This is a genomic window from Shewanella sp. c952 (assembly GCF_019654975.1).
GTDB lineage: Bacteria > Pseudomonadota > Gammaproteobacteria > Enterobacterales > Shewanellaceae > Shewanella.
In genome coordinates, this window is sequence record NZ_BPEW01000002.1 from 247,546 (window position 1) to 266,527 (window position 18,982).

Below are 18,982 nucleotides of genomic sequence, written 5' to 3' on the forward strand. Positions count from 1 at the left end.
CAAAACTTTGCTAACAATTACCCAGTTGACATTTTATGCCATTTATAGAAGATTGATGCGTTAGAAAACTATAATAACTTCAGCAAGGAAGAGCATAAAATAATGAAAAAATCACTAATTGCTATTGCCTTAGCCACTACCTTTTTAGGTGGCTGCGGCGCTTCGGATGTTAATGAAACAGCAGCGACAGAAGTCACTAAGACTACTGCAACTAAAGCGGAACTAGGCAGCTTCGGGGTTGACCTTTCTGCACGAAATGAAGCCGTCAAACCTGGCGATGACTTCTTTATGTACGCCAGCGGTACATGGTACGACCATTACATCATGCCGGCAGACAAGACTCGATATGGCGCATTTACAGGTCTTGCTGAGCGCAGTGAAGAGCAAGTTAAAGAGATCATCGATGATATTGCTAGCCGCAGTGATTTAAATGCTGAAGAGCAGCTCATTGCTGACTTCTACAAATCATACATGGACACAGATACCATCAACAAACTGGGTATCACGCCGATTCAAGGCACCCTTGATCAGATTTCAGCAATCAAGAATACCGATGATTTAACCAAGGTATTTGGTCAAGCATGGTTAACTGGCGCAACCTCTCCTATTTCTGGTGGTATGTGGTTTAACCGCCTAGATCCTAACCAATATGAAATGTCGATTGGTGCTGGCGGCTTAGGTTTACCAGATCGTTCATACTACCTTGAAGATAGCGAACGTTTCGTTAAAATCCGCAGCGCTTATGTTAGCCACATTGCGCAAATGCTTGCATTTGCAGGTGTTAAAGATGGCGAAGCACGCGCACAAGCTATACTCGCGTTAGAAACTAAGATGGCAGAAGGCCAATGGCCACGAGAGAAGCGTCGTAACCGTGACTTAACCTTAAACCAAGTTAAGCGTGCTGATCTTGCTAAGCAATATCCAGGCTTTGATTGGGATCTGTACTTCGCAGAAACCGGCTATAAAGTCCCACAGCTGAACATCTCGCAGCCTGATCCAGTTAAAACCATGATTGGCCTAGTCAATAGCGAGTCGCTTAAGGTTTGGCAAGATTACCTGACTTTCCATACCATCAGTAACAACTCAGATGTGCTTTCTGAAGATATCTACGCCGCTAACTTTGCATTTTACGGCAAAGAGCTAAGTGGCCAACAAGAGCCTCGCCCTCGTTGGAAACGTGCAATTTCAGAGATGTCAGGCACGCAATCATTAGGTTTCGCTATTGGTAAAGTGTATGTAGCCCGCTACTTCCCAGAATCTTCGAAGCAGCAGATGTCTGAGCTAGTTGAGAACTTACGTACCGCTATGGGTCAACGTATTGATGATCTTGACTGGATGGGTGACGAAACTAAAGTTAATGCTCATGCAAAACTTGCCGCTTTCAATCCTAAAATTGGTTACCCAGATGTATGGCAAGAGTTTGATGGTTTAGTACTGACCAACAAAGATTTAGTCGGTAACATTCACAATCTGCGTGAGTACTTTAAAGCTGATAGCGTAGCTAAAGAGCTAAAGAAAACGGATCGCAACCGTTGGGGCATGACACCGCAACGTGTTAACGCCTACTACAATAGTTCGTTTAACGAGATTGTATTCCCAGCAGCCATTTTACAACCACCATTCTTCGACCCAAATGCTGATGCTGCAGTGAACTATGGCGGTATTGGCGCTGTTATCGGCCATGAAATGGGCCACGGTTTTGATGACCAAGGTTCTAAGTCTGATGCAAACGGAATTCAACGCAACTGGTGGACAGATGCCGATCGTGCAGCATTTGACGCCAAAGCTGATCAGCTAGCGGCTCAATACAGCAAGTATGAACCCATCCCTGAAAACTTCGTTAACGGTCGAAATAGCCTTGGCGAAAATATTGGTGATGTTGGTGGTCTATCAATGGCTTATCACGCATACAAACTTAGCCTGAATGGCAAAGAAGCGCCGGTAATCGATGGCGTGACGGGCGATCAACGCTTCTTCCTTGCTTGGGCTCAAGTTTGGAAAGAGAAACGCACCGAGCAAAGTATGCTGAACCAACTGCGAGCAGGTACTCATGCACCAGGTCGCTACCGTGCTCAAGCACCACGTAACCACGATGCATGGTACAAAGCCTTTGATGTTAAACCAGGTGATGCACTTTACTTAACTGAAGAAGAACGTGTACGTATTTGGTAAATAATATGAGCATGTTGGTATAAGAAAATAAAAAGCCCCGCTTATGCAAGCGGGGCTTTTTTATTCTGGACGGGACAAGCCGTGAAAAGCTTAATGCTTGCCTTTTACGCCATGACGTACCATCTCTTTACCGGTAACGAAGATTTCGTCGGTGATCCAACGGGCATGTAGTAACTTATGATTATTATCAAAAACAGCAACAAAGTGACGCCCATCGGCATTGTTAGTTGCCATACCTACGCCTTCTACACCTACCAGGCCTAGACCACCATTCTCAACTGATATCAGGAATGCTTCTAGTTTATCTAAGCTATCAATCACACTTTGTTCATCACTCATATTACTCTCTCTTCATCTTGCCAAAACTGTGTATGCAACAGCCTAGTATTGGCGCCATTTTAACGCGTCTATAACTAAATTTGCACTGGGTTAATGGTAAGTCAGAAAAAGTTTGACTTTTATACGACAAAGCAACTTGATTTAATTACCATTTCCAGCTTTAGTTACTGTCAACAAACTAGCAATTTTCCCTGTTCTTTTGGGCAGTTATATCTGTTTAACTGGAATAACACTAAACTTAAAGGATCTTTTATGAAGCTCAAACCTCTGTCTTTGCTCCTTATGCTGACACTATCGTCAACCTCTGCTTTGGCCGTCACTTGCCAATCTAATACCAGTGATCTCCCTTCATGGGCCAACAGTGAACGTAGAAGTGCAATCTTAGAGTTCGTAGAAGAGGTCAGTAACCCGAATAGCCCAAGGTTTGTCGCTGCTAAAGACCGTATCGCAGTGTTTGATAATGATGGCACCCTTTGGTCGGAACAGCCTATGTACTACCAACTGGTATTTACCTTAGAACAGATTAAAGGGCTTGCCAGCAAGCATCCACAGTGGAAAAACCAAACACCTTTTAAATGGGTGCTTGAAGATGATATTGAATCACTGATGAAAGCCGATCACCATGCACTGCTAGAGCTACTGCAAGCAACCCATTCAGGCTTAACAGTGGAGGCGTTTCAGCAGATAGTGCACAGCTGGGTGACTAAGAGTAAAAATCAACGCTTCGAGCGCAGTTATATCGACATGACCTATCAACCAATGAAAGAGATGCTGACTTATCTTAAAGCCAACGGATTTACTAACTACATCGTCTCAGGTGGCGGCAGTGACTTTATGCGCGCCTGGACAGAGCAAGCATATGGCATACCTGCTGAGAATGTGATTGGCAGTAGCTTTGGATACGACGTAGTAAAAGTGGGCGCTGATACGGTGATAGTGAAAAATGGTGAGTTAGTGTCAAACAATGACAAACAGGTAAAAGTTGAAAATATTCAGCGCATTATTGGCAAAAAACCAATACTCGCGGTAGGTAATTCCGACGGCGATCACGCCATGATGCAATGGAGTACCAGCCAGAACATCCCTAGTATGGCAATGATAGTGCATCACACCGACAGTGAACGTGAATGGCAATATGATCGCAACTCATCCATTGGCCGGTTAGACAAGGCACTCGATGAGGCCAAACAAAAAGACAACTGGCACTTAATCGATATGAAAAATGACTGGTGTACAGTATTTGGTGCCACCAGCGCGAGTAAATAGCCCTATTGACAGTAACAGCTAACAAAGCAAAGAAGGCTTGAAAGCCTTCTTTGCTAAAATACTGATCCGTCATTTTCACGTGACATATACGCTCAATCCACAGTTAGACCAAGTAGCACTTTCTCATGACGAATCTTTATATCCACAACACTTTTAAAAGAATGAAATAGCCCCATATTAATAAGACAGCTAAACACATAGGAATTGATATGAGCAAGCAATACACTCCAGCAAAAGTTTGGACAATGGACAGTGAAAATGGTGGCGAATGGGCAAGTATCAATCGCCCTGATTCTGGCGCCAGATATGAGAGAGCACTTCCTGTCGGTAAACACCCGATACAGTTGCACTCGTTAGCAACACCTAACGGCCAGAAAGTGACAATCATGCTTGAAGAGCTACTTGCACAAGGCGTATCTGGCGCCGAATACGATGCATACCTCATTAATATTGGCGACAGCGATCAATTCTCATCAGGCTTTGTTGAAATAAACCCCAACTCTAAAATTCCAGCGCTGATTGATAACTCAGACAATAGCGCAATCAATGTATTCGAATCGGGTAGCATTTTACTTTACCTTGCAGATAAGTTTGGCCACTTCTTGCCCACAGAGATTGCCGCTCGCACCGAGACAATGAACTGGCTATTCTGGCTACAAGGCTCCGCACCTTATCTTGGCGGTGGATTTGGTCATTTTTATGCTTATGCGCCTGAAAAGTTCGAGTATCCAATTGACCGTTTTACTATGGAAGCTAAGCGCCAACTCGATGTACTCGACAAGCAATTAGCAAAAAATGAGTATATTGCAGGTGAAGACTACACTATCGCAGATATGGCGATCTGGCCTTGGTATGGAAATTTAGTACTCGGTAAACTTTATAATGCAGCCGAGTTCCTTGATGTCGAAAGCTACACCCACGTGCAACGCTGGGCTAAGTTAGTTGGCGAACGAGCTGCGGTTAAACGTGGGAAAATAGTCAACTGCACCTGGGGTGAAGAGTGGCAGCAATTAGCCGAGCGCCATAGTGCGAAAGATATTGATGCTGTATTGAAGAAGCAACCTTAAAGCTTGTAGTGGTAAAGCCTGCGCGCCTGGGTCGAGAAAGTATCACTCGCTCCGGGCGCGTTGTCATTCAGATTGATTACGTTCTGCTTCGCGCCGCACAAGGATAAAAGTTAGGTACATTTTGGTTGGCAATGATAGAACCATGCCAAAGGCAATACACATTGCGCTAATGATGATCCCTTTAACCCCCATCGCCTCCACAGTTTCACTAAAGTTGTGGAAATAGATCCCAAGTAAAATGAGGCAAAGACCAAGGGTAATCACTGTTTTTAACAGTAATATCAGTTTAGTATCTGTCACGCTTTACCTCCCTTAATCATCATAGTACTCGGTGCTCGACGCTATCTTTCAATATTGAATCTATTTAGCCCATCACGCCATGATTCAGATCAAGCTTGAAAAGTTAATGTAGCGAAAGCTGATTAACGCTCTAATGTTTCGACTCGCAAATTAAAGTTCAAACCACCTCTGCATACCTACAAAGCAGTATTTTTAGCTTTAACCGTGGTATTCAGTCCTCTCTAGTAGTCATAAATAGCGGTTATTACTGTCACAATCACAGTTAAATACAACAGCGTTGATGTAGATCAATAAGCACCTACGCCTTTTCGGGTCATATAATAGTGAACCAGATCACAAACAGGCGCATCGGTAATGATGCGGTACTCACAAAAGTTGTGATTTAAAGCCTTACTAGAAATGAAATGTAGAATTTAGAGGTGCACGATGGAGCTACTACCCAATTGCTATACAGATCTTTGCGTCAATGGAAAATGGTTCCACTATGATCACGGGGAAAGCTCGGTGTTTATGCTCAATGGCAGCAAACCTTTATCATTTGAGCTTGATTCATTGCCAACAACAGAAGATGAACTCGAATCACATTTATGCCATATAGCAGCAAATCTAATCTAAACGAGTCCCTGCAGGTTCTATAAAAAATGGGCCTCTAAGGCCCATTTCAATATAATACCAATCGGTATAAAGATTTGGTCGCTCAGCGAGAGTTTAGCGGTTTTGAGGCCAGGCAATGAGTGAAGTACATAGTTATTCTACGTTCAAGCTCATTAACGCAGCATCAGAGCCGCTAAAACTCGCCTGTAAGGAGTGTTTTTGGCTTCCTACTTCGGTGTTGGATAAAGGCAAAAGGGAACAACCATTATGGCAATTATCCGCCTTGAATTAGTTCGCCAAAAAACACTCTGAGTAGACCAACTACTTATGCCGATTGATATACCCGTACTACCTGAAGATGCTCGTTTCAGAGGCATTGTGCCAGTTCAATTCTAGGCGCATTGACGTAGAAATGGTTACTCCCTTTTAAGTAAGTGCAACAACGAAGTGGGCTGGCACAAAGCCTTCTGCGATGGGTTTTAATTGACTTTACTCTGTGTAATTGATTTTACTAAGGGAACGACCATTAATCGCAATCAATGCCTTGATTAAAGCCCATTAAATTCCCACTGAATCCTGCATCTTCAAGTAGAACGGGTATATAAGTACTCTGCGAGTTAACTTACTTAACTCACCTTTGACAGTGCTTGTTTCATCGTATCCATCAATAACATCACTTTAGTGTCATCTAGCGCATCATTATGAGGGCTGCTAAAACGTCCAATATCATTATCAAAATACAACCCCGCAGCAGCTGAAAACTCATCAGATAACGCTGCTCGACAAAGAATATCAACACCTATACTCAAGTCACCGCCCGTTACACCAAAGGCATCTTTAACCATCTTACTACCAAGCATAGAGGCTGGATTAACTGAAACAATTATCGGCCCAGTTGCTTGTAACTCAAGCCCTAATGCCCGCGACCACATGGTGATGGCCAACTTACTCTGCGCATAAGCCTGTCCATCAGGTAATACCTTCTCACCAGCAAGCGCTTTTAAGTCGATACTCGCTTGAGCCGCAGATGACAGATTAACCACGCGACTGTGCTTACCAAGCAATGGCAACAGCTTTTGGGTTAACAAATACGGCGCAAATGTGTTTACAGCAAATCGTAGATCAAAGCCGTCTTTAGTCAGCGTGCCTGAGCCGCCATATACACCAGCATTATTAATAATCACATCAATATGCTGATGCCGTTGCTTGATGTTATCAGCAAGTGCAGTCACGTCGCTCATAACAGATAGATCGGCAATATAAGACTCAGTGCTTCCACTCGCCAATTGCTCGGTAACGGCTGCTAACTTGGTCTCGCTACGCCCATGGAGCAATACGTGATGCCCTTGAGATACCAAGACTTTTGCGGTTTCAAGGCCAATACCGTCGGTAGCGCCAGTGATTAAAATTGTCTTTGTCATCATTCGCCCTTTTCTATTTCACTACCAATAAGTCTACATCTAATTGCAGATATTGATAATCGGTCTACAAGAGTAAATAGTTTCAACTTAGCATTGATAATCAACTCTAAACCAGATTCATCAATCGCAGGTCATTACATAACATTATTAAATACATAAGAAATGATAATTTCAAATCCCCACCGACTCCCTGTAAATTTCCCCCATCGAATACAGATCATCAAACGCACAACTTACTCTGTTTATATTCAAGTTCAGTGATGCGTTTCTAAGGGCCATATATGAAGTTTTTACACACCATGTTAAGGGTTAGAGACCTTGAGAAATCAATCGCTTTTTATACCAATGTACTTGGTATGAAAGAGCTTGAGAGAACTGAAAATCAGCAATACCGCTACACCTTAGTGTTCGTTGGTTTTGCTACCCAAGCAGACAGTACAACCATCGAACTAACCCATAACTGGGATACTAATGAATATGATATGGGCAATGCTTTTGGCCATATCGCCCTTGGTGTTGAAGATATTTACGCTGCTTGCGACAAAATTAGAAAACTTGGCGGCAACATCACCCGCGAGGCAGGTCCAGTAAAAGGCGGTAGCACTCATATTGCCTTTATCACTGACCCTGACGGCTACCAAATCGAACTGATTCAACTAGGAGAGTAATACGATGACTGACTCGCTATTTCAACCAATACAGCTTGGTAAACTACCCCTAAAAAATCGTATTGTTATGCCACCCATGACCCGTTCACGAGCGAGCCAACCGGGTAATACTGCCAATCAGATGATGGCCAAATACTATGCTCAAAGAGCATCAGCTGGACTTATCGTTGCAGAAGGCACTCAAATATCGGCAATGGGCCAAGGCTATGCGTGGACACCAGGGATCTATACCTCTGAGCAAATTCATGGCTGGAAACTCGTCACTGATGCTGTTCACAACAATGGCGGCACCATCTTTGCTCAATTGTGGCATGTAGGCCGCGTCACCCATCCAGATAACATTGGTGGCCAACAACCGATCTCATCTTCTGCCTTAAAAGCAGAAAACGTTAAGGTATTTATCGACAATGGTACCCAAGAGCCAGGCTTTGTTGACGTAGTCGAACCGAGAGAGATGACTAAAGCTGATATTGAACTGGTTATTGGTCAATATCGCCAAGCTGCACTCAATGCGATTGAGGCTGGTTTTGATGGTATTGAACTCCATGCTGCAAACGGTTACCTAATCAACCAGTTTATCGACTCAGAAGCGAACAACCGCACCGATGAGTATGGTGGATCTATAGAAAATAGACTCCGTTTTATGGGCGAAGTGGTTGCGGCTATGACCGATGCAATTGGCGCTGATCGCGTTGGTGTGCGTCTAGCGCCATTTACCTCACTTAATGGCACTGTTGATGCGACTCCTGAGGAAACTTACACCGCTGCAGCAGCGCTGCTAAACTCACTGAACGTGGTTTACATCCATATAGCTGAAGTTGACTGGGATGATGCGCCAGAAACACCTAAAGCGTTTAAAGCTGATGTCCGCCAAGCTTACCAAGGTACGCTGATCTATGCCGGCCGCTATGATAGCGACAAAGGTGCCAAAGCGATTGATGATGGAGTAGCAGACATGATTGGTTTTGGCCGTCCATTCGTTGCCAACCCGGATCTGCCGTCACGTATTCAGCATGGCTTTCCATTAGCGCCGCACAATCCCAACACTCTGTTTGGTGGTGCTGAAGTAGGACTTACCGATTACCCCGAGTACAGCCCAAGCTAAACACATTGCGTATCCCATCCTACTAGGCAAGCATCTTCGAGTGAGATGGGGATAAACTCGTTGCCAAGTCACATACTTGGCAACGACCGCTAGCGGCTCAAGCCCTTCTACCTGAAGATACTGGACTCTGTGGGAGGTTTATCACAGGTTAAAGACTCTAAGCTGAACCTAGGCATCAATATCCATTTAGTCGAGGCATTGATTGTCACTAATGGTCACCCCCTTGAACAATCAATGAGCCTGCCTGTTTTAGTAAAATCATTCCGCCAAAGCGTTAACAAAGAAATTCGATAAATGAAAAAACTAGCACTACGTGGCGAACTTCTATTATTGCTGGCGACTCTTCTTGCCGCTTTCGGCTGGGTTGCATCAAAGCAAATCATCTCCGAAGTACCGGGCAGTGTATTTATTAGCGCACGCTTTTTACTGGCAAGCCTCATCCTATTGCCTTTTTGTTTTAGTCATCTAGTTAACTTAACCGCTAAGCAGCTCATTTCAATATGCGCAGTCGGGGTAATATTGGCAGCTTGTACTCAAATATGGGTGTATGCGATTTCAATATCTAGCACGCTATCTGAAGGAGCTTTTATCATGAGCTTGGCAATGATCATTGCGCCATTTACCTCGTGGTTATTGTTTCGAGTAAGACCGAATCGCGCTTTCTGGTTAGCCCTGCCCATAGCCGTATTAGGCATGACACTGCTAACACTGACCAATGGTTGGCAAGTAGAACAAAGCCAATGGTATTTCTTGCTAGCATCAGCACTTTTGTCATTGCACTTTGTATTAAATAAGCGGCTAACGGCAAGCATCAAACCACTCACTTCTATAAGCCTACAACTCTTTGTGGTCGGTCTTGGCGGAGTACTCTCACTCGCGCTAAGCCAACCTGAAGCATTTGAATTAAGCAGTCAGACATTGGTGTGGTTTGCAGCTTCAACGGTCATAGCGACATCTTTACGCTACCTAATGCAAACAACGGGGCAGTTTTCTGTGAAAATTGAAACCGCCTCTCTCATTATGATCTTAGAACCTATCTGGACGCTAATCCTCAGTGTTGGGTTACTTGGAGAGGTACTCGAGCCACAAAAGCTGCTGGGGGGAGGCGTTATTTTGTTATCGTTATTTGTCTACATTAGGGGCTCTAATAATTGACAACAATATGCAGAGCGAGCCATAAAAAAAGGCCGCCAGTGCGACCTTTGCGAATACAGCTGATTCAGTTATGCCGCCGAGACTTTTCTTAACAGCGAAAATGCCTGCTTAGCATTTTCATCCGTGACCACAAAACCTGTCATATTGTTTAGCTCATCATAAGCTTCTGCAATAACTCCTAGCTTATCAAACCCGACTTTCCATGAAGAGTCCGCGCTAAAGTGGCCACCCACTTGAATAGGGTATGTAGGCGTTTTAACTTTCACCATCATTGGTGGCAATGTCAGTTGCGACATTTGACCTAGCAGCTGCTTAGCCAACGCATTAGCACTGAGAATAATCGGTTGTAAGTAAGCCATCACCTTGCCATTAATCTCGGCGCAGTCACCCAAGGCATAGACATTTTCAGTTGAAGTATTAAGTCGCTCATCGACCACAATACCGTGTCTCACCTCTAAACCAGCTTGCTGCGCTAATTGAGTATTTGGCCGTAAACCAGCAGCTGATATCACACAATCAACTTCAAAGCGTCTAGCTGCACTTGTCGTTACAGTCAGCCCTTGATTCTTCAACTCCGCATCATTTTCGATTAGTGAGTTAGCTGTAGATAAATCAATTGTGCTCACAGTATCATTTAGCGCAAGCGTCATGCCTGCATCAAGCAAGGTACGTTCAAGTTTCAGCGCGACAAAATCGGGGGCAACGTTCGCAAGCAATCGACTGTTTGGCTCAACCACTACCACCTCTTTCCCGCTGGCTTGCAGATCCATCGCGAGCTCTGTACCAATCAAGCCTCCACCCATTAGCAATATTCGAGCTGCACGACTTAAGACCGCTTGCGAACCACGATACTCAGACAAACTATTGAGGGTAATAACACAGCCTTTGCCTTCACCTTTAATAGGCGGTACAAAGGCGCTAGCGCCCGTGGCAAATACTAACTTAGCGTAATGATAAGTTTGACCACCAGCATCTAAACTCTGCATTTTAGTGTCAATACTATCGACTCTAGTATTAGTCACTATTTCGACTTGTTGCTGTGCTGCAAAGTCAGTAGCTGATTGCAATATCAATGCATCTGCATCTTGCTCTTTTGAGAAAACATGACTTAAATCAGGCTTGTTATATTCATCACCGTTATCGGCTGTTATCACTAGAATCGGCAGTTCAGTGTCTTGTCTGCGAATATTTTTTATCAATTGATAAGCGGCAAAGCCGCTACCAATGATCACAACAGGTGCTGTCATGATGGAATCCTCTTAATACCAATCGGTATAATACGTCTCTAGCCGTTATGCTCAACAAACACATCTTTACCCAAGTTGCACTCAGGGCAGAGAAAGTATTCAGGTACGTCAGCCCAAGTAGTTCCAGCTTCAATCTCTTGGTTTGGTTCACCTTTAGCGGGATCATAAACCCAATTACATACAGTGCAGATCATGCATTGGCAATCAGCACTGTGCTCAGCTAACACCACCTCTTCAGCATTTACAGATACAGGCTTAGCTGTTTGAGCAGCAGATTTAGGCTCAGCGTTTAGCCTTGTATTAGCAAGACTAGCAACGGTAGTAAGAGGTTGTAGTGCCCACTGTTTTGCAATTTGACGGCCATGTTCACGACATTCACGCATCGCTTTGCCATCAGGTCGCCACTTGGTTTTTAGGCCCAATGCAGTTTCAAAGCCAGCATCCATTAAACGAGTGTTAATCCGGTCGACCGCGCCGCCATTCCAGCCATAACTGCCAAATGCCGCTGCTTTTTTACCTCTAAACCTAAGACCTGTGATCTCTTCTAACATGCCAGCTATTTTTGGCATCATGACATTGTTCATGGTTGATGAACCGACAAGCACACCTTTAGAGCGGAAAGTGTGCGATAGGATTTCATTCTTATCGTGTTTAGAAACATTAAACACTTTAACGGCTACACCGGGATCAACATCATGAATACCTTGGGCAATAGCATCTGCCATCATACGGGTGTTATTCGACATTGAATCATAGAAGATAGTGATTTTGTCTTCTTGGTAACTGTCTGCCCATTCAAGATACTGATGAATAATCTGAGTCGGGTTGTCGCGCCAAACAATACCGTGAGCAGTTGCAATCATGTCCACAGGTACGTTAAAGCTCAACACTTCATGAATTTTGGCGGTAACGAGACTGCTAAAAGGGGTAAGAATGTTGGCGTAATAACGCAGACACTGCTCTTTAAGCTCATTTTGATCAACTTCATCATTAAACAGATGCTCATCGCAGTAGTGCTGACCAAAGGCATCATTACTAAACAGCACTGCATCTTCAGTCATGTAGGTCATCATGCTATCAGGCCAGTGCAGCATTGGCGCTTCAATAAAGATAAGTTGTTTACCATTACCAATATCGACACTGTCGCCGGTTTTAACGATTTTGAAGTTCCACTCTGGGTGATGGTGATGACCGACAATAGAGTCCACTGCCGCTTCAGTACAATAGATTGGCGTGCCTGGTATTTTCTGCATCAAGGCTGTTAACGCACCGGAGTGATCTTCTTCGGCATGGTTTATCACAATGAAATCGATACTATTAAGATCAATTTCCATCTCTAGGTTTTGAATAAACTGATGGCTAAATCTATGATCAACGGTATCAATGAGTACAGTTTTCTGCTCTCGGATGAGGTAACTGTTATAACTGGTACCGCGTGTCATTTTGTATTCTGTGCCATGGAAGTCCTGTACTTCCCAATCGCGTTGACCGACCCAGTGGATATTGTTTTTTACATGAATTGTCATTAGCTACTACCTAAAAGATTAAATAAATTTTTAATTTCTAAGTTGAGTAATTGCACTAACCGTGCCAGATATCTAATCGATTGAAAGTGCAAGGTATGTATAAAAAACAGGCATGACAACAGTGTCTTTATAACAGCAATTAGAGCTGTCAATTAGACAGTCTCAATGTCTTAATAACAATTCACTTTAGAGTGTATTTATGACAAGGAAGAAAAAAGAGAAGAGAAGAATGCTATTACGCAGCGCTAAAACGCAAAAAGCGAACCTTTCGGCTCGCTTTTCAAATAATCAAACAAGGTTAACCTAGCTTAATTATCTCAAGTGACTCAATTAGTCTTTAGACTGTTTGAGTCAACTTTCAACTTAGATAGCAACTACGTTAGCTGCTTGTGGGCCTTTTTGGCCTTGCTCTAGGTCGAAAGAAACTTTTTGGCCTTCAGCAAGAGTTTTGAAACCGTCTGAAGCGATTGCACGGAAATGTACGAATACGTCAGCGCCGCCATTGTCTTGAGTGATGAAGCCAAAACCTTTGTCTTCGTTAAACCATTTTACGATACCAGTAGTTGAATTAGACATTTTGTGTCCCTTATATAATTAAAAATTAATAAATCTATCGCGAAATTGCGATGTGCTGAGAGCTTGAATTATTAAATGTGACGATGAAGCTAAGGGAAACACTATGGATAACAACGATAACGCAGTAATCAGAGGCTTACTTTTACTTGATGGTTCACTAATAACTCTGAATGCCAGAGCAAGGCGTACTTTACAGCAGTCAGAGATATTGTAAAGGTTTAATTTATGTAAAAAGTGATTACAACCACGCTTTTTCGCCAATGGTTCCAACATCAAGTAAAGAATCTACCCTACAATTAATCGTTTAAAAAACGAACAGACGCATCAACCTCTAGTTGATATTTTTTAACCTAATACAACATTCAAGCATATTTCAGATAGACTCATGCTGATAAGTTGAACAGCTAACCGCTTTTCAGGGCACGATTTTGAAGGGCATTAATAGCAGTAGCATTTGATACTGGGTCATGCTGCCATCACCTACAGTCAGTGATTTGGATCGGAAAACTATCAAAGAAAAAATTTTACTGCTGCCGATAACGCTAATATTTTCAAATAATACCGTGCGTGTTATAACTCAATTAACAACGGAATAAAGACGACTAGGGATCAGTATGTATAGAAGAAAACACGAAAATCAGCTGTTTTGTAAGTGCAAACACTGTAATTCAGAGGATGTAGGTATAACGTTTTCATTTATCCCCAATCTACTGTCATACCCATTAGGCCTATGTGTACTGACTTTAATGGGTATTCAACCATTCCCGGTAAAACTACATTGTAAAGCCTGTGCTAAAACGTTTTATGGCAGCGGGATACATCACTAATCAAACTTATAAACTCATTGTTAATCGGCTCTAAATACGAGAACTTGCTTATATGGATAACCCTGCAACGCTACTCATCGTGGAAAACCTGCAACAATCTAAAACCTTTTACTTAGACATACTAGGACTTGAGCTGATATCTGAAACGGACTCCTGCCTTAAGCTGCTAGCAGGAAACCACAGCGTATTGATGTTTCAAGGAACGTTACCTGCCAGTCAATATGAACACGGTTACAATGCCAGTTCGACACTGGTTTTTAGCGTAAAAAATCTTGATGAAAAAATCACAGAGCTAAAGTGTCACGATGTGGAATTTATTCATCAAACACCCAATGCAAATGACTGGGGCCGATATGCAGCCTTTAAAGACCCATCAGGTATAGTGCATGAGATTTTTGAGCCTAACGATTAGTCGGCAGTGTATTGCATTGTTGTAAAACGCAGTTAATGACTGGCATAAAAACGCTATGGAGTTATGCTTTAGCCGACTACGTCTGCTCTACATTTTTCTGACCATCAAGCCATTTAGATAATTCATCTAATGAGCGCTGCCACAGCTCAAACAGTGCTGGGTGTTGATCTAATTGATAAGCAGCAGCACTAATTTTGAGCTGTTCGATGTCACGACATTTTGCCGCAAGCGACGTCAATCCCATGCTGGCACTACTGCCCTTTAAGGCATGCAGTACTCGTTCAAAATCTTCAGGCGCTTTGGCAAGTGTCGCCATATGAGCTTGGCTAGAATCTTGATAAAGGCTAAATAACTCCAGCACGGCCTCTTTACCCAAATAGCCCATATCTTGGGTCAACTGCCCATCATCAAGCAAAGGCTCTAGTTTAGCCTTACTCTTAGCGACACTATCTTGTTCCATCTTTGTACTCGCTCCTATCTCAATCTGACGCTCTATATCACTTTCTGTATTTACTACGCCTATTTGCCAATCTGTGACACAGCAATCACTATCGGTGGTATCGGGCTCTTTCGCGCAGCCAAGCCAAACTGACAACGCCTGCATATCCAATGGCTTCATCAACACTTGGTCAAAACCTTTAGCTTGATAGTTTTCCATATCTTCAGCTTGCAGTTGAGCAGTAAAAGCTGCGATTGGCAGTGTGTGACTTGCTTGTGCATTAATCTGTTGCAGCTCCTCCAATAAACTGACTCCCGAACCATCTCCCAGTTGAATATCAAGCATGATGGCATCATATTCGGTGGCTGTTTGCTGGGTGTAGAGCATCCGCGCAGCTTCGCAGCTAGTGGCTAACTTAGAGTCGTGGCCTAAGTGTGCTAGAAACCCTTGGGCCACCATCGCATTAATCTTGTTATCTTCTACGACCAAAACGTGCTTCGAACTTACCCGTTTAGCCTGTTGTTGCAGTGTTATATCGGGACCTGAGCAGACCTTTAATGGAAGTGAAAAACCAAAGCAGCTGCCCTCGCCCACTTCACTTTTGACCCATAAAACCCCGGTTTTATCAGTGTTTAAACTCATTAACTCGACAAGCTGCTTACTGATCGCAAGACCAAGTCCAGTGCCACGGTCGCGACCTTCACTCACTTCACTGCTATAGGCTTTAAATAAATGTTTCATTGCGCTCACATCTATTCCGACACCACTGTCTTGAACTTTAAACGTCAGCTCCTGTTGCTCAACCAGCACAGACAGTTCGACCGTACCTTTTGGGGTAAATTTAATCGCGTTACCTAGCAGGTTAAACAACACTTGCCGTAATTTGGGACCATCGACGTAAATCCATTTAGGAAGTTCTTTATAGTTGGCCACTAAAGTGAGCCCCGCCAAACTGGCTCCCGCTAACATAATTGCTGTAACTTCATCCAACAACTGCGCTAAATCAACAGCTCTGGGCTCATTGGCTAACTTACTCTGCTCAAGCCTAGAGAAATCTAGAATATCATTCAGCACCGTTTGTAACAGCGTACCGCTATACTGCGACAAAGCGAGCATCTGCCTTTGTGCAGGTGGTAACTTGGAGTGTCCAAGTAATGTTAATGTACCCAATAGCCCATTTAGTGGTGTTCGAATTTCATGACTCATGGTAGCTAAAAACAGTGATTTAGCTTGGTTAGCTTGCTCTGCCATGTCTCGAGCTAGTACATGACCTTTTGCTTCTCGATCTAACTGCACATTAGCCTCTGCCAACTCTAATGTTCGCGCCTCGACTTTCGCTTCCAAGGCTTGCTTATGCTCGTATAACTCTTCTGCGGTATCACGCAGTTCAGCTTGCAATTTAAGATTGTGTTCAGTCTTTTGCTTAAACGCTTTAATTGCACTCGCCATCGCAGCAAGTTCATCATCGCCTTGGGTATCAATAGTCACTGCAGTGTTGCCTAGACTTAACTGCGCTAATGCGTTGGTGGCAGCATTGAGCTTGAGCGCTATTCCCTGGTAGATCACCTTATAGATAACGAACGCTATCACTAACAGCATGAGTAACCCTGTAAATAACAGGCTTACTTTCGACCAGCTCAGTTGGTTAAGGTAATCGCTTCTGGCATTATCAGCTTCAATACGCTGCGTGCGCATTGCGCTATCTACAGCGCCATTTAGCGCATCGAGTTTATCGGTGAGAGCCTGTAGTTGTAACTCTTGAGCTTGGTTTAATTGAGTATGCTGCTTTTGCAGCAAGAGGCTTTGTGGCAAGGATTGTAAAATAGTGACCTGCTTTGCAAACGCCTTGGCACGCACGGGGTCGCGTATAATGTTAGATAAGCGGGTTAAAGAAGCGAAGTAGCGTACACCGGCGTCAGAATTTGGATCATTTAACCCAGACAGTGACACACCAAGTTGTGCTAACTGACTGTCATTTTTAGCTAATGAATTAAATACTGTGCTATCCAACTCTGGAGACTGAAACACCTGCCCCATCAACGCTATGTTATGCACGATTTTCAGTGCTCGGTTAAGTCGCTCTTGAATATCGATATCTTGCTCTATCAAACTATCGAGTAATATGGAGGTTTGCTCAGCGCCCACAGCTTGCGGGTAAGCTAAACTGAGCTTAGACAGAATACCCGAATCGACAATCGCAAGTTCCGCCAACAATAACTCAGTACTTTGATTCGAGGACTCCACCAGCGCTTTACCTTGTAACTGCAATTGGTAACCAGCCAAAATGCGCTGACCAACTTGCTCCCCAAGCAAGGATAGATCGCCAATAATGTCCGACGCGCTTTGCTCAAGGCTTAGATCAAAGTTCACATCTAGCGCTTTAAGTACTTTAATTGCATTTAACATAGCAGCACTGTTAATTGATAGTTTCCGCCCAATTAATTGCCGCTGCGACTCTTGCTCAGATTGTCCAAGTCGCTTAGCATTTTCGGCCAGAGCATTACTTGATAGCACCAACTGACGAGCGGCTTCAGATGCAGGCAACGCCCTATCGTAAAGATACTTGTCAGCCTGCTGTACCCAGTGCAGACTTAAGCTGCCAAGAGAGACTAATAACAGTAACAACAGCGCCAATAAACTGAAGGCCAGCATTAAGCGACCAATAAGGCTCTTTCTTGATAAAGATAATCTGGGCCGCGGCAATAAGGATAATGACAAAGGACTCACTCTTCTACGCTATGCTGTTACAATATCGAACATTAGTATCTAACATTAGCACGAAACAAAGGGATGTTAACTATGGCGAAAGCTTTACTGCAATGGAAAAGCCTACTGCTTGTACTGTCACTCGCCAGTCCATTAGTCAATGCAGCAGTTACCGTGTCTACATGGTCGCTTGAGCTGCGACAGCCCTTTGATCAAACCATTCAGCAAACAACATCAATACAATATACTCCACTAGCTCAAGCCAAAAAAGACTGGCGTATTTGCGTGTTAATGCCGCACTTAAAAGATAGCTACTGGACTGGTATTAACTATGGTTTAGTCGCGCAAGCTAAAAAGCTGAACCTGCATCTAGCAGTGTTTGAAGCCGGTGGATATTACGCCCTGGACAAACAATTAAGTCAGCTCGACAGCTGCATGAAACACAACTACGATGCGATCTTACTTGGCGCTGTTCGCCCAGACATACTCGATTTTTACAAACCACCTGTCAACAAACCCATTATCGCCTTAGTCAACCGTTTAGATAGCAAACAAGTTAACACCCGGATCGGGGTAAACTGGTATCAAATGGGTTTTCAAGCGGGTCAATATATACGTAAGCAAACCTCGAAACCCACCCAAGTTGCGCTGTTAGCGGGCCCCGATAAGCAAGGCGGCAGTGGTTTAGTTGAACAGGGGTTAACCGCTGCGCTGGTCGACAGCCAAGTGACCATTTCAGCTGTGCGTCATGCTGACAACAATCGTAATTTGTATCGCGATGAAATTGAGAGTCTCCTAAGCAGCCAAACACCACAATATATTTTAGGCAGTGCAGTAGCCATTGAAGCTGCTGTCGCTATTTTAAGGCAGCTGCAACTTGAAGATGATATCAAACTGGTTAGCAGTTACCTCTCACCTGCCATCCTTCGTGGGATCTATCGGGACCGGGTTGAGTTTAGTAATGATGACTTAGTCGTCATACAAGGTATGCTCGCCATTGATGTGGCAGTAAAAGAGCTTCAAGGCGCAGCAGCCTTTGGTGATATTGGCCCAAAAATTCAGAGCCAGAGTATCGGTAATATAAATAAGCAGGTACTAAAAACCAGCTTAGCACCGGCTGACTATTATCCGATTTATCGCGTTAACGGAATCGACTAATTAG

15 protein-coding genes are annotated in these 18,982 nt (G+C 43.7%); 8 read left to right on the plus strand and 7 right to left on the minus strand.

Annotated features, from left to right (window positions below):
- Positions 1 to 102 precede the first annotated feature (102 nt).
- Complete coding sequence (locus K5R16_RS02895; protein ID WP_220736046.1) at positions 103 to 2,172, plus strand: M13 family metallopeptidase; 2,070 nt, start codon at positions 103 to 105, stop codon at positions 2,170 to 2,172.
- Between the two features lie 90 nt (positions 2,173 to 2,262).
- Here K5R16_RS02895 and K5R16_RS02900 read toward each other — a convergent pair whose 3' ends face one another.
- Positions 2,263 to 2,511, minus strand: coding sequence for a hypothetical protein (locus K5R16_RS02900; protein ID WP_220736047.1), 249 nt, complete (start codon positions 2,509 to 2,511; stop codon positions 2,263 to 2,265).
- Between the two features lie 252 nt (positions 2,512 to 2,763).
- Here K5R16_RS02900 and K5R16_RS02905 point away from each other — a divergent pair, with 252 nt between their 5' ends.
- On the plus strand, positions 2,764 to 3,777 hold the full coding sequence (locus tag K5R16_RS02905; protein ID WP_220736048.1) for an HAD family phosphatase: 1,014 nt from the start codon (positions 2,764 to 2,766) through the stop codon (positions 3,775 to 3,777).
- A gap of 209 nt (positions 3,778 to 3,986) precedes the next feature.
- Positions 3,987 to 4,844, plus strand: a complete 858-nt coding sequence (yghU, locus tag K5R16_RS02910) for a glutathione-dependent disulfide-bond oxidoreductase (protein WP_220736049.1) — start codon at positions 3,987 to 3,989, stop codon at positions 4,842 to 4,844.
- 63 nt (positions 4,845 to 4,907) lie between these two features.
- On the opposite strand, the gene K5R16_RS02915 is transcribed toward yghU, so the two are convergent.
- Both K5R16_RS02915 and K5R16_RS02920 read right to left on the minus strand, forming a co-directional pair.
- Entirely contained in the window at positions 4,908 to 5,144 is a 237-nt protein-coding gene (locus tag K5R16_RS02915) for a hypothetical protein (RefSeq protein WP_220736050.1), read from the minus strand.
- A gap of 1,220 nt (positions 5,145 to 6,364) precedes the next feature.
- Positions 6,365 to 7,159 (minus strand): SDR family NAD(P)-dependent oxidoreductase, encoded by a 795-nt coding sequence (locus tag K5R16_RS02920; protein WP_220736051.1) that lies wholly within the window; start codon positions 7,157 to 7,159, stop codon positions 6,365 to 6,367.
- 281 nt (positions 7,160 to 7,440) lie between these two features.
- Here K5R16_RS02920 and gloA point away from each other — a divergent pair, with 281 nt between their 5' ends.
- The 3 genes from gloA to K5R16_RS02935 all read left to right on the plus strand — a co-directional run bounded on the left by gloA (position 7,441) and on the right by K5R16_RS02935 (position 10,087).
- Positions 7,441 to 7,827 (plus strand): lactoylglutathione lyase, encoded by a 387-nt coding sequence (gloA, locus tag K5R16_RS02925; protein ID WP_220736052.1) that lies wholly within the window; start codon positions 7,441 to 7,443, stop codon positions 7,825 to 7,827.
- Positions 7,828 to 7,831: 4 nt separating this feature from the next.
- Positions 7,832 to 8,932 carry an alkene reductase gene (locus K5R16_RS02930; protein WP_220736053.1) on the plus strand — a complete coding sequence of 367 codons (1,101 nt, stop codon included), beginning with the start codon at positions 7,832 to 7,834 and terminating at the stop codon, positions 8,930 to 8,932.
- A gap of 294 nt (positions 8,933 to 9,226) precedes the next feature.
- The gene (locus tag K5R16_RS02935) at positions 9,227 to 10,087 is read left to right on the plus strand and encodes a DMT family transporter (protein WP_220736054.1); all 861 of its coding nucleotides are present in this window, start codon (positions 9,227 to 9,229) and stop codon (positions 10,085 to 10,087) included.
- 68 nt (positions 10,088 to 10,155) lie between these two features.
- Here the strand turns inward: K5R16_RS02935 and norW are convergent, their stop codons facing one another.
- The 3 genes from norW to K5R16_RS02950 all read right to left on the minus strand — a co-directional run bounded on the left by norW (position 10,156) and on the right by K5R16_RS02950 (position 13,436).
- Entirely contained in the window at positions 10,156 to 11,334 is a 1,179-nt protein-coding gene (gene norW, locus K5R16_RS02940; RefSeq protein ID WP_220736055.1) for an NADH:flavorubredoxin reductase NorW, read from the minus strand.
- 38 nt (positions 11,335 to 11,372) lie between these two features.
- Positions 11,373 to 12,860, minus strand: a complete 1,488-nt coding sequence (gene norV / locus K5R16_RS02945) for an anaerobic nitric oxide reductase flavorubredoxin (RefSeq protein ID WP_220736056.1) — start codon at positions 12,858 to 12,860, stop codon at positions 11,373 to 11,375.
- A 363-nt stretch (positions 12,861 to 13,223) separates the two neighbouring features.
- The gene (locus tag K5R16_RS02950) at positions 13,224 to 13,436 is read right to left on the minus strand and encodes a cold-shock protein (protein WP_020911253.1); all 213 of its coding nucleotides are present in this window, start codon (positions 13,434 to 13,436) and stop codon (positions 13,224 to 13,226) included.
- A gap of 879 nt (positions 13,437 to 14,315) precedes the next feature.
- On the opposite strand from K5R16_RS02950, the gene K5R16_RS02955 reads away from it, so the two are divergent.
- Positions 14,316 to 14,675: a VOC family protein gene (locus K5R16_RS02955; protein WP_220736057.1), complete on the plus strand. Its 360-nt coding sequence runs from the start codon at positions 14,316 to 14,318 to the stop codon at positions 14,673 to 14,675.
- A 76-nt stretch (positions 14,676 to 14,751) separates the two neighbouring features.
- On the opposite strand, the gene torS is transcribed toward K5R16_RS02955, so the two are convergent.
- The gene (gene torS, locus K5R16_RS02960) at positions 14,752 to 17,832 is read right to left on the minus strand and encodes a TMAO reductase system sensor histidine kinase/response regulator TorS (protein ID WP_374758368.1); all 3,081 of its coding nucleotides are present in this window, start codon (positions 17,830 to 17,832) and stop codon (positions 14,752 to 14,754) included.
- 81 nt (positions 17,833 to 17,913) lie between these two features.
- Between torS and torT the strand changes: the two genes are divergently transcribed.
- Complete coding sequence (torT, locus tag K5R16_RS02965) at positions 17,914 to 18,978, plus strand: TMAO reductase system periplasmic protein TorT (protein WP_220736059.1); 1,065 nt, start codon at positions 17,914 to 17,916, stop codon at positions 18,976 to 18,978.
- Positions 18,979 to 18,982: the final 4 nt, after the last annotated feature.